The organism is Candidatus Pelagibacter sp. PS_41, from assembly GCF_059417725.1.
In genome coordinates, this window is the sequence record NZ_CM182062.1 from 721175 (window position 1) to 735783 (window position 14609).

Here is a 14609-nt window from a genome sequence, read left to right on the forward strand (position 1 = left end):
ATTAACAAGATTTGTTTTATTTAATAGCTCCAATTTGTTTTTGTCTAGTGATTATAATTAAACCACTTACTATTATTATGAATGCTCCAATATAGCTATTTGAAGATGGAATTTCATCAAATAAAAAATATCCATAAATTATACCCCATATAATCACTGAGTATCTAAAAGTTGATGTAACAGATACAAGTGCAACTTTAATTGTAGCTATTGAAAAAATATATCCCATTGCTAAAAAAAAAGCAGAAATAAATAATATAAAAACATCTTTTAAAGTAAAATCATAAAATTTATAAATACTTAAAAGACCAAAAAAAATTGTAACAACAAAACAAGTCATGAAAGCAGTTTGTAGACTATGATAATCTTTCTTAAATTGTTTAGTATACATGTCACGTATAGAAAGCATTACTGCAGCTAGTATTGGAAAAATAAAATAGTATCCAAATTCTAATTTTCCAGGATTTATAACAATAACAACACCAATAAAGCCTAAGATGACTGCACTCCATCTCTTCCATCTAACTCTTTCATTTAAAAAAATAGCACCAAATGCTGTAAGTAAAATTGGTGCCATACTTAATAGAATATAAACTTTAGCAAATGGCAATAAAGCAACTCCAATAAAAAAAAATAATGCTGCAAAGGCCTCTAGTAAACCTCTTATCGTTAATTCTTTAGAGCTAAAAATTAGACCTAAATTTAGTTGCTTCTTTAAATAAAGAAATAACAGAATAAAAAGCAATGTAAAAATTCCTCTAATAAAAATAATTTGATTTAAAACAAATATTTCATCGTAGTGTTCATAAATATTCTTAACAAAAGCATCATTAGTTGCGAAAGAAAATTGGCATAAAAGCATATAAAATATGCCTAATAATTCATTATTCATTTTGATTTTTGAGAACATTAAGCGCTAGTTATATGCTTTTTTATTGGTAATATACAAAAATCAAGAACCAATAAAAGGCAAGTCCAACTAGAATGGTTGCAATAATACTTTTACTAAAATATCCAATAATTATCGCAATTATAGCTGCCAGTATCTTAGGATTACTATCAATATCTATAGATCCTGTGGCATCAAGAAATATAGGAGGAAATATTATTGCTGGAAAAATGGCTGATGGAACGTAAGTTAAAACTTTTTTTGTCTTTTCATTTAAGATGTCTTTCTTTAAGAAAAAAATCATAGAAAATCTTGTTAAGTAAGTCAAAATTCCACAATAAATAATTGTTGTCCAATGCATTATTTTTTCTTCTGTTCAATTAATGTTATTATGGTGGCAACCAATAAGGCTGATAGTGTTGCTACAATAATATAAGCTTGAAATGGTATTGTATTGTACCCAATAGTTGCAACAATTCCTGACACTAACATTACAATTATATTTTTATACTTTCTAAAATCATTAATTAACAAAGCCAAAAATGTTAAAGAAATAGTAAAACTTAAACCTAACTCTTCAGGTACTACTGATCCAAGAACTATACCTAAAATTGTTGATATCTGCCAAATAGTCCAACAGGTAAAACCAGCTCCTAATAAATGGTAGTGTTTAAATTTATTTTCTTTATTTTTTTTAAAATAAATGTTTGAGACAGCAAAAGCTTGATCAATTAATACATAGGATAGTATAATTTTCCATCTAAGTTTTAAGTGAAAAAGGTATTCAGAAAAAACCGCACCATATAGTAAATGTCTAGAGTTTACTGCAGTAACTGATGTGATTGTAACGAATGATGATGCGCCGCCAGAAAATAATTGTAATAAAACAATTTGAGAAGCTCCACCAAAAATTATAATAGACATACCGAATGTCATATACGCACTCAGACCCAACTCCATACCAATAACACCGTATATAATTCCAAATGGAACCACGGGTATCATTAAAGGACTTACATCGATAATCCCTTTAGATAATGTTTTAAATCTATTATTCATTTTAATTTAGGATTTTGTATTAGAAACAGACTATATGATCAATATGAATAGGTCTCTTTATACCAAATTTTTCTTCAATTTCGTGTTGGTGAATATGGTGGGAATGAACAAATACAGAAATTAACTTATCACTGCTAGTTTTAAGTGTGTAAATAAAGTTTGTTCCTCTAAATTTTCTATCAACAACTTTTAATTTTAAATCACTTAGGTCATCGTGCTCAAGATCCTCTGGTTGTAATAAAAGTTTAACATTAGAACCTTTTGGATAATGTTTTATAAAATCACCAGTAATTTTTCCTAAATCATTACTTTCTAAACTATTTTCTCCTGTAACTTTTGCTTCAATCAAAGTTCCTCTATTTAAAAAATTAACAACTTCAATTGAATTAGGAAAGTGGTAAATATTATAAGGATCATCATATTGCTTTAAATGACCATCTAATATAATTCCACACTTATTTCCCAAATAAAAAGCCTCGTAAGAGTCGTGTGTTACAATAATTGTAGTGATTTTTTGTTCTGTAAGAATTTGTTTTAACCTAACTTGAATTTCTTCTTTAAAGTTTTGATCAACATTTGAAAGTGGTTCATCTAGAAGTAATAGGTCGGGATTTGACAATAACGATCGAGCAAGTGAAGCTCTTTGTGCTTCGCCAGAACTAATTTGATGAGGAAACTTATCTTTTATATTTTCAATATGAAGTAGTTTAATAATATCGTTGATTTCTAAACCTTTTTTCTTGTTTTTATTTCTCTCTGCACCAAATTTTATATTATCAAAAACATTATAATGAGGAAAAAGTGAATTATCCTGAAATGCCATTGCTATATTTCTATCTTCTGGTTCAACTTGGATTTCCTTCGAGGAAAGAATTCTATCCTTAAGAGTAATTGTGCCAGAATTATTTTTTTCAAGACCTGCAATAGTTCTGAGTATTGTTGTTTTTCCAATACCTGATGGACCTAGTAAACAAACAATGTCTCCTTGATTTTCAATTGTTAACGAAACATTATTAATTTTATTTTGAGAACTTGCTGAAAAAGTTACGTTGTTAATTTCTAAAAAATTTTTTTTCATATTTTTATTCTTTAAGAATATACCTAGATGTAATTAAAATAAAAAAACTTGCAATAATTATCAGTATTAAAGAAGGCGCAGCTGCAGCCTCCAATAAATCTTGGGAAGCAAAAAGATAGGCTTTAGTTGCAAAAGTTTCAAAGTTAAATGGTCTTAAAATAAGTGTAATTGGTAGTTCTTTAATAATTTCAATAGTAAGTAAAATTGAAACTAGAAAAATTGAGTTCTTTAAATAAGGTACATGAATATTTTTAAATGTTTTAAATTTCGAATATCCTAATAAATAAGCTCCCTCATCAATAGAATAATTTATCTTGGCATAACCAGATTTAATTCCATTATTTGCTAAAGAATAAAATCTAATAAAATAAACTAAAACTAATCCTAAAGTAGATCCAATAAAAAAAGATTTAATTGAACCCATTTCAAAATAATTAATAATGTTGCTATCCATCCATGAAATAAAAGTGATAAAAGCTACTGCCAGTATAATTCCTGGGATTGCATATCCAGATATAGATATAATATTTAATATTTGGAGTAATTTACTTTTAGAAACTCTATTTCCATAGTTAGATATAAAAGCTAGTATAATTAAAAAAAAGCTAGATATAATTACTAAATTAATAGTGTTTAAAAATAGTTTAAAGACATCTAGATTTTCAAGATGTTGTGGAAAAATAATTGTCCAATAAAGCATTTGAGTGACTGGAAATAAAAAACTGATTAAAAAAATAGTAAAACAAAAAATAAATGCCAAGAAGGATTTATAACCATTAAGCTTTATTAATGTTTTTGTTCTATGGCCACCTTTTGATGATGTGTGATATTGAGCTTTTTTTCTAGATAGATTTTCTATAACAAAAAGTCCAAGTATAAAAATTAACAAGTAAGATGATAACCTGTTTGCTAAAGTAAGATCGTCAAAAGATATCCATGCATTATAAATACCTGTTGTTAAAGTCGACACTCCAAAAAATGAAACAGAACCAAAATCTGATAAGGTCTCCATCGCAACCAACGAAAGGCCAGCAACTATTGCAGGTCTTGCTGAAGGTAAGATTATCTTAAAAAATGATTTTTGCTTAGAAAAGCCAAGGTTTTTACCAAGTTCTATTAAGTTTTGTGACTGATAATGAAATGATGCTCTAGTTAATACGTAAATATAACCAAATAACGAAAATGATATTGAAATTATTGCGCCTAACATTCCATCAAACTTTGGAATATGAGCGTTGTAATTTCCCTCGCCCAATAAGTTTTTTAAAATTGAAAAAGCCGTTCCATAGTTTTCAAAAAAAGCAGTTAATGAATATGCATAAATATAGGCTGGTACTGCAAAAGATAGGATTAAAGCCCATTTAAAGAAATTAACACCAGGAAATTTATAAAATGAAACTAAATAAGCACAACCAACTCCTATAATAAAAGTTAAGGTTAAAACACCTGTCAAAAGTATTAATGAATTATAAATATAATCTAAAAGAAAAGTATTTTTTAAAACTGTTACATAGCCTCCAGTTGTTTCAAAGAAACTACTGAATACAGTTATAATGGGTACAGCTACAATTATGGATATGACAAAAGAACTAAAATACCAAATGTTAATCTTATTACCCATTTTTTAACAACGCACTAATAACATCAAGCAGGGTAATTAACTTAATATTAAAAGCGCGCTGTGTTATAACCTCTTTATTTCCACTTCGCGTTAAGCATTATCTCTAATGCGATAGCTTGATTTTTTCCGTAATTAGCTACTTTAGTTTTAAGGTCTTGTTTAAAATTAAACCCCATTTGTGTAATTAATCCATGAGGCTCAACACCTTCAATCATTGGATATTCATACGTATTATTAACAATATGTTGTTGAGCATCTTTAGTTAATAAAAACTCTAACAGTTTAATTGCGTTATCTTTATTTGGAGCATATTTTAATATTCCACCTCCACTAATATTCATATGTGTTCCTCTATCACCCTGATTTGGGAAAAATGGTAATACTTTTTTTGCAGCCTCTTGTTGCTCTGCACCTTTACTACCAGAAAGCATAAGTGCGTAATAATAAGTATTTGCAACAGCAATATCAGCTTCGCCAGCTGCTACAGCTAAAATCTGAGCTCTATCATTTCCCTTTGAGTCTCTAGCCATATTCTTAACCAAATTTTCTGCCCAAATAGTAGTTCTCTCTTTTCCATTATTATCTATTAATGAAGCTACTAGAGATTGATTATAAATATTATTAGATTGTCTTATAACAATTCTACCTTTCCACTTAGGATCAGCAAGACCTTCATAAGTCAATCCATTAAGATCATTGTCACTTACTCTCTCTGGAGAGTAATAAATTATTCGTGCTCTTTTAGCTATTCCTGTCCAATTTTTAGATCTAAAGTTTGCCGGTACTGCAGATTTAATTGCTGGCGACATAGAGTTTTGAAACATCCCTTTTAAATCGAAAAGTCCTAACTTTCCAGCATCAGCTGTAATATAAAGATCAGCTTTTGAATCTTTTCCTTCTTCTATAATTCTTTTTTGAAGAGATTTATCTTTGCCGGATATGACATTCACTTTAATTCCAGTTTGAGATGTAAATTTATTGTAAAGCTGGATATCTGAATCGTAATGTCTTGCACTAAAAACATTAACTTCATTAGCTAATGTCATGCTTTTAAAAAAACTCAAGGTTAATATAATAAGTATAATTTTTTTCATTTTTTCCTTTATTTTTTACCCTTGATTAGTTTAGAATGCTTATTATTAACATTGCGAATGATTATCAATCGCATTTATTGACGCAGTTTACAATGGTTAATTAAGTTAATATCCGGATAAGCAGATTACTTAGGAAAGACATGAATGCATAAAACCCTATAAAGAAATTGCAGTACATTATTGAGACAGCCCGGTTTCTAACTCTTCTTTTTCTTACAAATGGCTTATCATCAAGGTCTGAAACATCTCTTTCTCCAATTACTTGATAGTCATATGACCAACGCCATACAGAATTACCAAAACGTTCATCTGTATTATTGTAATAGATAATCCAAGCAACAATGTATCTGTGAGAAATATAGAGAATAATTAAAAGTAAACTACTTATAAACATCCAAATATATAATCATATTTAGAAAGCTTATTAAAGACTAATTAAAACTGTTCAGATTCTGTTGATCCTGCCATAGCTGTTGTAGAGCTTTTTCCACTACTTATAGTATTTGAAACTGCATCAAAATAAGATGTTCCAACTTCTCTTTGATGTTTAACACTTGTGTAACCATCTTTTTCTCTAGCAAATTCAAGCTCTTGGATTTTAGAATAAGCAGTCATTCCTTCTGTTTTATATTTTTCAGCAAGTTCAAAAATTGCAATATTTTGAGTATGAAATCCTGCAAGAGTTATAAACTGGAATTTATATCCCATCTCACTAATTTTTTGCTGAAATGTTGCAATCTCAGCATCTGATAAATGTTTTTTCCAATTGAACGAGGGAGAGCAGTTGTAAGCCAACAATTTACCAGGAAACTTTTCATGAATTGCATCCGCAAACTTTTTTGCTTCTTCTAAGTTTGGTGTTGCAGTTTCACACCAGATTAAATCTGAATAAGGAGCATAAGCTAAACCCCTTGAGATTGCTTGATCAATTCCATGTTTAACATAATAAAAGCCTTCTGGTGACCTTTCACCAGTTAAAAATGGTTTATCATTTTCATCAAAATCATTAGTGATTAATTTTGCAGCATTTGCATCTGTTCTTGCTAGAATTATTAATGGTACATCTGCAATATCTGCAGCTAGTCTTGCAGCTTTTAAGTTTTTAATCATAGTGCCAGTTGGAACTAAAACTTTTCCACCCATATGGCCACATTTTTTTTCACTAGCTAATTGATCTTCAAAGTGAACACCAGCTGCACCTGCTTTAATGAATTTTTTTGTTAACTCAAAAACATTTAATGGACCACCAAATCCTGCTTCACCATCTGCAATAATTGGTAGCATATAATCTGTTCTATCTTTTGATTTCATATCACCATCTTGTAATTCCATATGTTGAATTTGATCTGCTCTTATTAGAGCATTGTTCATCGACTCAACTAATTTTGGTGCACTATCATATGGGTATAAAGACTGATCAGGATACATTTCGCCAGCAGTATTTGCATCAGCTGCTACTTGCCATCCACTTAAATAAATTGCTTTTAATCCAGCTTTAGCGTGTTGGACAGCATGATTTCCAGAGAGTGAACCCAATGTATTAATATAATTTTCTGAATTCAATAAATCCCATAATTTTTTAGATTGGTGTTTGCACATAGAATATTCAATTTTAATTGAACCTCTTAATCTCTCAACTTCTTCTGGGGTGTAGTCTCTTTTTATTCCTAAAAATCTTTTTAAATCGTATGAAACTTTAGCTTCTGAGCTCATAGGTAAGTCTTTCTAAATTATGTATTAAGAAAATTAAATTGTGTCTAAATTAACAGTAATAGGATTTATTTTTTTTCACTAAATTCTTGAGTGAATTCATTCATCCCACTAGAACCCCAATCACAATGATCGTCTCTTAGGTAAACACCTGATTGACTAAATTGATTCTGATTGTTGTTTTCGTTAATTTCTCTTTGATTTTCTTGTTTTTTATTTGTGTTTTTATTGTTCATGTAAACTTTATAATTTACAAAATTTACAAAATCTAATTAAATCGATAAAAACCTTGTAAAACAAAGAAATTTGTTGTAAATTAAAATTTACAAAATTTACAAATAGAAATTATGAGTCAAATTGATTTAAAAATTGGTCCTAAAATAAAGGCTTTTAGACGACAGTTAGGACTACAAGCTAATAAACTTTCGGAAGATCTGGGTATTTCTCCAAGTTATTTAAATTTAATTGAAAGCGGAAAAAGAAAAATAGATGGAGATTTGCTGCTTAAGGTTTGTGAAAAATTAAATATTCAGCTCTCAGACTTAACATCAAAAACAGATGTTAACTTAGAAAATACTATTTCAGAAATTTTAGATGATAAATTGTTTGAAGACCTAGATATTCTTGGTCCTGAAGTTAAAGACCTTGTTGGAACAAATCCTAAGATTGGTAGAGCTCTTGTGAGATTAGGAGATATTCTTAAAAAGAAAGATCATGAGCTAATTAATAAAATAGAAAAAATATCAGGTAAGATAGTTGATAATAGAAAAAACTCTTTTCCAGGAGAAGTAATATCTGATTTTCTTCAAGAACATAAAAACTATTTTCCAAAATTAGAAGAGTTTGCAAATAAAGTTTTTGATAAAATTCAAAAAAATAACAGAACTCGATATATTTCTTTATGTGAATATTTAAATAAAGAATATTCAATTACAGTTAAAGATATTTTACCAGAAGAGGGAAAGCCTTTTTCTAAAATTTATAATAAAAATAAAAAAGAACTCTTATTAAGTGATTATAGTTCTTTGGAGACAAAAAAACTTCATGCAGCAGCTCAGATTGCACAAGAAGGTGCAATGAAAGATATTGATAATTATCTATCTAAATTTTCTTTTCCTTCAGAAGAATCAAAACAATTGACTAAAGTTGCTTTATTAAATTATTGTGGTGCAGCAATTTTAATGCCTTACAAACCTTTTCATACTGAATGTAAAAAATTGAAATATGATTTAGAGCTATTACAAAATACATTTGCAACTTCTTTTGAACAAGTTGCTCACCGTGTAACATGCTTACAAGATCCAAAATTACCTGGAATTCCTTTTCACATGCTTAGAGTTGACATGGCAGGAAATATCTCAAAAAGATTTTCTTTATCAGGAATTGATATACCAAGATATGGTGGTGCATGTCCTAGATGGAATGTTTATTCGGCATTTACTCGACCAGGTGTAATTCAAGCAGCTGTTAGTAAAATGACTAATGGTGAAAAATATGTTTGTATCGCAAGAACTGTGGAAAAAGGTGTTGGAAGATATGGTCGATCAAAAAGTATATTATCAATTGGTCTTGGCTGTGACGCAAAGTATGCAAAAGACTTTGTGTACACTGAAAATATTAATGTTAGTGATAAAACTACTGAAATTCCTATCGGTGTATCTTGCAGAACTTGTGATAGATTGGATTGTTCGCAAAGAGCCTTTCCTCCGTTACATAAAAAATTTGATGTAGATATTAATTCTAGAGGCGTCTCAGTATATGTAAACGATAAGTCTAGTTAATTAAGACTTCCAATCACCAATTTTACTGAACAGAAAATTTCTAAATGCTGTAATTCTTGCTGTATTTTTAAGTGATTGCGGATAAACAAAATGTGCTTCGGTAATTGGACCTTCTGAGCTAGGAAGAACTTTAATTACATTTGTCGAATTTGTAACTAAGTATTCTGGTAAAGCTGCTAGTCCAACTCCAGTTTCAACAGCAAGTAATAGACCCATAACACTATTTACTTTCATTATAGATTTCCTTTTTTTTCCATCTTTAATACCAAGTTTTAATGCCCAATCAGGATTATATACTGGTGATGGAGCACCTTTTCCAAACGAAATAAATCTATGTTTGTTTAAATCATTAATTGTTTTGGGCATCCCATGTTTTTCTAAATATTTATAAGAACCATAAATATAATACTTAATATCAACTAATTTTTTTTGAATATAATTAAGCTGCTTAGGTCTTCTCATGAAAATTCCAATATCAGCTTGTCTAGTACTTAGATCAAGTTCCTTATCATCAAAGATTAATTCAATTTCAATTTCTGGATTTAAAGTCATAAATTCTTGAATTCTTGGAGTTAGCCAGTGAGTCCCGAAGCTTCTAACAGTTGTAATTGTTAGTTTGCCAGTTGGTTTATTTTTTTGATCACCTAACGTAGATTCAACTTCTTTTAGTTTACTAATTACATCATGAGCTGTTTTAAACACATATTCACCATTTTCAGTTAATGTAAGACCTCTTGCGTGTCTTTCAAAGAGCTGTACTTTTAGATCCTGTTCTAAAGATTGAATTTGTCTACTTATTGCAGACTGACTAAGGTTTAAGTTTATTGTTGCGTTAGTAAAGCTTCCAGCTTCTGCAACTGCATGAAAAATTTTTAATTTATCCCAGTCCATTATTTATTTACATCAACAATATATCTTCCGGATGTTTCACCTTTTAACATTTTTGGATATATGTCTATTAAATCCACCAAACTTATTGTCTTTATTGATTTTTCTAATTGTTCAAAGTCAATAATATTTTTAACTTCGTTCCAAACAAATTCTCTTCTCTTTATTGATGCTGTAACAGAGTTTATTCCCCAAAGTTTAACACCTCTTATAATAAAAGGCATAACTGTAGTATTTAGTTTATAATCAGACGCATTTCCACAAGCTGCAACAATTCCATTATCTCTAGTTTGTGCTAATGCATTAGCAAGTATTTTACCACCAACGGTATCAACAACACCGTCCCATAACCCTTTATCTAATGGCCTTGGATCTTTATCTAGATCTGCTTTATTTATTATATTTTTTGCACCTAACGTTCTTAAGTATTCTTCATTTTCAGATTTTCCAGTAACAGCCGTAACATCATAACCAAATTTATTTAAAATCATTACCGCAATACTTCCAACGCCTCCAGATGCACCGGTTACTAGAACATCTTTTACTTTTTCTCCTAATAAAAGTTCTTCTCTAGCTTTGATTGCAAAAGAACATAGTAAAGCTGTAAGACCTGCTGTGCCTAAAATCATTGCTTGTTTAGATGTTACATCTTTTGGTTTTTTAACCAAATAATCACCGTTAACTTTTGCAAGCTGAGAATAGCCACCAAAATAAATTTCTCCTACTCTCCAACCTGTTAGAATTACCTCATCTCCTTTTACAAACTTTGAGTTATCACTTTCTATAACAGTACCTGCAAAATCAATACCAGGAATATGTGGAAATTCTTTTACTAGTTTTGCACCATTATTTAAAATAAGCGCATCTTTATAATTTAAATCTGAATAATCTACTTTAACAGTAACATCTCCATGTTTTAAAAATGATTTCTCAATTGACTTTACTTCTCTAGTAAAATTTTCACCTTCTTGATTGAGAATTAATGCTTTAAAATTATCTGACATACTTTTCCTCCTTGGGAAAGTTACTTACTAATAAATCTTAGATATCTATTTTGAATACTTAAATCTTTTTTAAATTCCCCTAAAAAATAATTTGTAACAGTTGTTGCATTTTCTTTTTTAATACCCCTCATTGTCATACATTGATGTGCAGCGTCAATTGTTACTGCAACTCCTTTTGCATCTAATGAAGTCATTAAAGCTTGTGCAACTTGCATTGTAAGTCTCTCTTGAGTTTGCAATCTTTTTGAAAAGACTTCTACAACTCTTGCAAGTTTACTTAATCCTACAACTCTTTCATTTGGAATATAGGCAACATGTGCTGTTCCAACTATTGGTGCCATATGATGTTCACAGTGACTAGTTACTGAAATATTTTTTTCAACAACCATGTCGTCATAACCCTCAACATCACCAAAGGTTTTTTCTAATATCTTATTTGCATCCTCGGCATATCCACCAAAATATTCTTTAAATGCTTTAACAACTCTTTTGGGTGTTTCAAGTAAACCTTCTCTAGAAGGATCTTCACCCATCCAAGTTAAAATAGTTTTAAAAGCTTCTTCAGCTTCCTTATCAGAAACTTTCTTGGTATCTAAAACTTTATTATTTATGTCTTCAACTAATTTCACAACGCAAGTTTATACAGTAAATCATTGTTTTTAAAATATTTAATATATTGAGTAATATGCTACATAATAACCTGATTATGTTTAAAAAAAGAGAAAATATCCTAGAAATTGAAGAAGGCAAATATCTATCTCCCAAGTTCGATAATGATGGATTAATACCGGTTATTACAATGTGTTCAAAAACTAGAGATATCTTAATGCATGGATATATGAATGTTGAAGCTTTAAAGAAGACTATAGAAACAAAAGAAGCTCATTATTTTAGTAGATCAAGACAGCAAATTTGGCACAAAGGCAAAACTAGTGGGTATACTCAAAAAATAACAGAAATTAGAATTGATGATGATCAAGACTCAGTTTGGATTACAGTTGATATTGGCGATGGTGCTAGTTGTCATGTTGGTTATAGATCATGTTTTTATAGATCAATTCCACTAGGTCCGATCGACAATGGTAGAGAAATTGAGATGAAGTTTGAAGAAAAAGAAAAATCTTTTGATCCTGAGATTGTCTATAAAGGTCAACCTAACCCTACAAAAATTTAAATGGCTGACAAACAAAAAAATGTTCTAGGTGAAGATCTAGAGGAATGTTCTAACAACCCATTAACAGGATGGTATAGAGATGGTTGCTGCAATACTGATGAAAATGATCATGGTGTTCATACTGTTTGTGCAAAAGTTACAACTGAATTTTTAGAATGGTGCAAAGAAGCTGGTAATGATTTAATAACACCACATCCTGAATTTGGTTTTCCAGGACTTAAAGATGGAGATGGTTGGTGTGTTTGTGCCAGTTGGTATGCAAGAGCTGTTGATGCTGGAAAAAGTTGTCCTGTATATTTAAAAAGAACACATGAAAAAACTTTAAAGCTAGTTTCTATAGAAGCTCTAAAAAAAAATGCAATCGATCTATCTTGATTATTTTTAATTGAGAGATCATTTTCTTGTAAAAAAACCCATTATGGACTATTTAATTAAATAATGGAAATTGTCACAAAAATTGCTCCGTTAGGTTTAGCTATAATAATGTTGGGACTTGGAATGAGTCTAACAATTAAGGATTTTACAAGAGTAGTTAAGTTTCCAAAAGATTTTTTAGTTGGTTTAATTTGTCAGATGCTTGTTCTTCCAATTATTGCATTCGCTCTTATTAAATTATTAAACACTCCGCTTGAGCTTGCATTGGGAGTAATGATAATTGCAGCTGCTCCTGGGGGTGTAACATCAAATGTACTCACTAAATTTGCAGATGGAGACGTCGCTTTATCAATAACGCTAACAGCAATTATTAGCTTAGTTAGTATTATATCTGTTCCTTTTATTATTTTTCTTTCAATTGATTTATTAAATATCAATTATATTACAAAAGAATTTTCTATGGTTGGTATTTCCTTAAAAATGTTTTTTGTTGTTACTGTCCCAGTTTTAATAGGAATGATTATTCGTCATTTTGCTGAGAATTTAATTTTAAATAATGTTTTATTAATTCAGAGAATTTCAATAGCTTTATTTGTCTTGGTATTTATCGCGATCTATATTGAAGAATGGGATAATATTGCAAGCTTTATAAAGCAGGCTGGTTTGATTGCATTAATACTTAATATTGTAATGATGATTGTAGGTTTTTGTGTTGCAAAATTTTTTACATCAGGTGTTGCGCAACAAAGATGTATATCTCTAGAGTGTGGTTTACAAAATGGAACATTGGCTGTATTTGTTTCAACCCAATTATTTGATGAGATGGTTTATATCGTACCTACAGCAGCTTACGCATTAGTGATGATGGCAACTTCTTTGTTTTTTGTCTATATTGTAAAAAAGAGCAGCTAAAATTTAATCATTTTTCGTTAAGCATAAATTATAAATACGTGCAGTAAATTTAGATAAATGATCTAAGGTTATTTTTTGTACCTCTAATAATTTTTGTGCATGATGACCAGTTGAACTATAATGTTTTTTGTTATCAACTTTTAAAAATTTTTCTTTTAGTAGTTTATTTAATTTTCTAATAACTGTAGCTCTTGGTATCCCTGTTATATCTGAAATAGACATTGCGTTAACACCTGTTTCACTTCTTTGGTCACCCCACATATACTTTTCTAAGTAAAATTCTTTACTCATTTCATTATTATCATGTTTTTTTGAGTGTAAAGCTTGATTGATTATACAAACGCCATTAACATGAAAACTTTCCAAGTCACCGAAAATTTTTTTATTACCTAATAACAAAGGGAATTGCATTTCATAATAAAGTATCCAAACAAATGAAAAATATTCCTTACATATTTTTGTTAAAATTTCATTGCTGAACGGTTCAGATATTTTCCCTTCAGTAACACATATTTTTGAAAGAGTGGATAAAAATCTTGTTATTCTTTTTAGCGTATCAGCAGGTTTAATATTTGGCCAAGTATTTCTGTCAATTATAATCTTTTTATTTATTTTTTTTATTACACCCGTTTTTTCTAATTCATTAATTTTTCTTCTAGTTGTTTCTTTTGCTATATTTAGGGATTTAGATATTTCCATTACATTAATTTTTTCTATTTCAAACTCATTTTGATTAAAATACTCATCATAATTTAACGTCGTAAGATTTTTGGCGTAAGTTTCAAATGTGGTCTTCAATAAATACATGACGATCATATATTTTTCATAATCATGAAAAGTCCTATAAACACTATTAACCCATATTAATTGTAATGGTGCCCAAACAGGAATAATCGAAGCATATTTTTTTTCTATTACTTCTCGTATGGCCTCACTATGAATTTGTTTTGATAGTTCAGGTAAAAATTTAGACATAAATTATATTTTAACCCAAAATGAACATAATTAATTCTAAAGTCAACCC

16 protein-coding genes are annotated in these 14609 nt (G+C 29.4%); 4 read left to right on the forward strand and 12 right to left on the reverse strand.

What is annotated here, in order from left to right; all coding sequences use genetic code 11:
• Window positions 1-16: 16 nt before the first annotated feature.
• The 8 genes from AC5SL8_RS04040 to AC5SL8_RS04075 all read right to left on the reverse strand — a co-directional run bounded on the left by AC5SL8_RS04040 (window position 17) and on the right by AC5SL8_RS04075 (window position 7687).
• Window positions 17-910 carry a DMT family transporter gene (locus AC5SL8_RS04040; protein ID WP_271517060.1) on the reverse strand — a complete coding sequence of 298 codons (894 nt, stop codon included), beginning with the start codon at window positions 908-910 and terminating at the stop codon, window positions 17-19.
• A gap of 22 nt (window positions 911-932) precedes the next feature.
• Window positions 933-1250 (reverse strand): AzlD domain-containing protein, encoded by a 318-nt coding sequence (locus AC5SL8_RS04045; RefSeq protein ID WP_271517057.1) that lies wholly within the window; start codon window positions 1248-1250, stop codon window positions 933-935.
• On the reverse strand, window positions 1250-1948 hold the full coding sequence (locus AC5SL8_RS04050) for an AzlC family ABC transporter permease (RefSeq protein WP_494579146.1): 699 nt from the start codon (window positions 1946-1948) through the stop codon (window positions 1250-1252). Before AC5SL8_RS04050 ends, AC5SL8_RS04045 begins: the two co-directional genes overlap by 1 nt.
• Window positions 1949-1967: 19 nt before the next feature.
• A complete protein-coding gene (locus AC5SL8_RS04055; protein ID WP_494579148.1) occupies window positions 1968-3026 on the reverse strand; it encodes an ABC transporter ATP-binding protein in 1059 nt (352 codons plus the stop codon).
• Window positions 3027-3030: 4 nt separating this feature from the next.
• The gene (locus tag AC5SL8_RS04060) at window positions 3031-4647 is read right to left on the reverse strand and encodes an ABC transporter permease (protein ID WP_271517050.1); all 1617 of its coding nucleotides are present in this window, start codon (window positions 4645-4647) and stop codon (window positions 3031-3033) included.
• A gap of 74 nt (window positions 4648-4721) precedes the next feature.
• A complete protein-coding gene (locus AC5SL8_RS04065) occupies window positions 4722-5741 on the reverse strand; it encodes a Fe(3+) ABC transporter substrate-binding protein (protein ID WP_011282242.1) in 1020 nt (339 codons plus the stop codon).
• A gap of 435 nt (window positions 5742-6176) precedes the next feature.
• Window positions 6177-7454, reverse strand: a complete 1278-nt coding sequence (gene aceA, locus AC5SL8_RS04070) for an isocitrate lyase (protein WP_271517041.1) — start codon at window positions 7452-7454, stop codon at window positions 6177-6179.
• Between the two features lie 65 nt (window positions 7455-7519).
• Window positions 7520-7687 carry a hypothetical protein gene (locus AC5SL8_RS04075; RefSeq protein WP_494572689.1) on the reverse strand — a complete coding sequence of 56 codons (168 nt, stop codon included), beginning with the start codon at window positions 7685-7687 and terminating at the stop codon, window positions 7520-7522.
• Between the two features lie 111 nt (window positions 7688-7798).
• Between AC5SL8_RS04075 and AC5SL8_RS04080 the strand changes: the two genes are divergently transcribed.
• Window positions 7799-9232, forward strand: a complete 1434-nt coding sequence (locus AC5SL8_RS04080) for a helix-turn-helix domain-containing protein (RefSeq protein WP_494579151.1) — start codon at window positions 7799-7801, stop codon at window positions 9230-9232.
• On the opposite strand, the gene AC5SL8_RS04085 is transcribed toward AC5SL8_RS04080, so the two are convergent.
• From AC5SL8_RS04085 to folE, 3 genes are read right to left on the reverse strand one after another with little or no spacing between them, the layout of a single operon-like run.
• Window positions 9233-10123: a LysR family transcriptional regulator gene (locus AC5SL8_RS04085; RefSeq protein WP_271516865.1), complete on the reverse strand. Its 891-nt coding sequence runs from the start codon at window positions 10121-10123 to the stop codon at window positions 9233-9235. It abuts the gene before it with no gap.
• On the reverse strand, window positions 10123-11124 hold the full coding sequence (locus AC5SL8_RS04090; protein WP_494579153.1) for an oxidoreductase: 1002 nt from the start codon (window positions 11122-11124) through the stop codon (window positions 10123-10125). Before AC5SL8_RS04090 ends, AC5SL8_RS04085 begins: the two co-directional genes overlap by 1 nt.
• Window positions 11125-11144: 20 nt before the next feature.
• Window positions 11145-11753, reverse strand: a complete 609-nt coding sequence (gene folE, locus AC5SL8_RS04095) for a GTP cyclohydrolase I FolE (protein WP_271516874.1) — start codon at window positions 11751-11753, stop codon at window positions 11145-11147.
• 77 nt (window positions 11754-11830) lie between these two features.
• On the opposite strand from folE, the gene hisI reads away from it, so the two are divergent.
• The 3 genes from hisI (at window position 11831) to AC5SL8_RS04110 (ending at window position 13585) form a co-directional block, all read left to right on the forward strand.
• Window positions 11831-12298 (forward strand): phosphoribosyl-AMP cyclohydrolase, encoded by a 468-nt coding sequence (gene hisI / locus AC5SL8_RS04100; protein WP_271516876.1) that lies wholly within the window; start codon window positions 11831-11833, stop codon window positions 12296-12298.
• On the forward strand, window positions 12299-12673 hold the full coding sequence (locus AC5SL8_RS04105) for a DUF2237 family protein (protein ID WP_494579155.1): 375 nt from the start codon (window positions 12299-12301) through the stop codon (window positions 12671-12673).
• 63 nt (window positions 12674-12736) lie between these two features.
• Window positions 12737-13585, forward strand: coding sequence for a bile acid:sodium symporter family protein (locus AC5SL8_RS04110; RefSeq protein ID WP_494579157.1), 849 nt, complete (start codon window positions 12737-12739; stop codon window positions 13583-13585).
• Window positions 13586-13588: 3 nt separating this feature from the next.
• Here the strand turns inward: AC5SL8_RS04110 and AC5SL8_RS04115 are convergent, their stop codons facing one another.
• Window positions 13589-14560: a DeoR family transcriptional regulator gene (locus AC5SL8_RS04115; RefSeq protein ID WP_494579158.1), complete on the reverse strand. Its 972-nt coding sequence runs from the start codon at window positions 14558-14560 to the stop codon at window positions 13589-13591.
• Window positions 14561-14609: the final 49 nt, after the last annotated feature.

Bases quoted from the DNA above. Each gene is read 5' to 3' on its own strand.
- AC5SL8_RS04050 (WP_494579146.1), bottom strand. From the start codon at position 1,948: ATGAATAATAGATTTAAAACATTATCTAAAGGGATTATCGATGTAAGT.
- AC5SL8_RS04065 (WP_011282242.1), bottom strand. From the start codon at position 5,741: ATGAAAAAAATTATACTTATTATATTAACCTTGAGTTTTTTTAAAAGC.
- AC5SL8_RS04075 (WP_494572689.1), bottom strand. From the start codon at position 7,687: ATGAACAATAAAAACACAAATAAAAAACAAGAAAATCAAAGAGAAATT.
- AC5SL8_RS04045 (WP_271517057.1), bottom strand. From the start codon at position 1,250: ATGCATTGGACAACAATTATTTATTGTGGAATTTTGACTTACTTAACA.
- hisI (WP_271516876.1), top strand. From the start codon at position 11,831: ATGTTTAAAAAAAGAGAAAATATCCTAGAAATTGAAGAAGGCAAATAT.
- AC5SL8_RS04040 (WP_271517060.1), bottom strand. From the start codon at position 910: ATGTTCTCAAAAATCAAAATGAATAATGAATTATTAGGCATATTTTAT.
- AC5SL8_RS04085 (WP_271516865.1), bottom strand. From the start codon at position 10,123: ATGGACTGGGATAAATTAAAAATTTTTCATGCAGTTGCAGAAGCTGGA.
- AC5SL8_RS04090 (WP_494579153.1), bottom strand. From the start codon at position 11,124: ATGTCAGATAATTTTAAAGCATTAATTCTCAATCAAGAAGGTGAAAAT.
- aceA (WP_271517041.1), bottom strand. From the start codon at position 7,454: ATGAGCTCAGAAGCTAAAGTTTCATACGATTTAAAAAGATTTTTAGGA.
- AC5SL8_RS04060 (WP_271517050.1), bottom strand. From the start codon at position 4,647: ATGGGTAATAAGATTAACATTTGGTATTTTAGTTCTTTTGTCATATCC.
- AC5SL8_RS04115 (WP_494579158.1), bottom strand. From the start codon at position 14,560: ATGTCTAAATTTTTACCTGAACTATCAAAACAAATTCATAGTGAGGCC.
- AC5SL8_RS04055 (WP_494579148.1), bottom strand. From the start codon at position 3,026: ATGAAAAAAAATTTTTTAGAAATTAACAACGTAACTTTTTCAGCAAGT.
- AC5SL8_RS04110 (WP_494579157.1), top strand. From the start codon at position 12,737: ATGGAAATTGTCACAAAAATTGCTCCGTTAGGTTTAGCTATAATAATG.
- AC5SL8_RS04080 (WP_494579151.1), top strand. From the start codon at position 7,799: ATGAGTCAAATTGATTTAAAAATTGGTCCTAAAATAAAGGCTTTTAGA.
- AC5SL8_RS04105 (WP_494579155.1), top strand. From the start codon at position 12,299: ATGGCTGACAAACAAAAAAATGTTCTAGGTGAAGATCTAGAGGAATGT.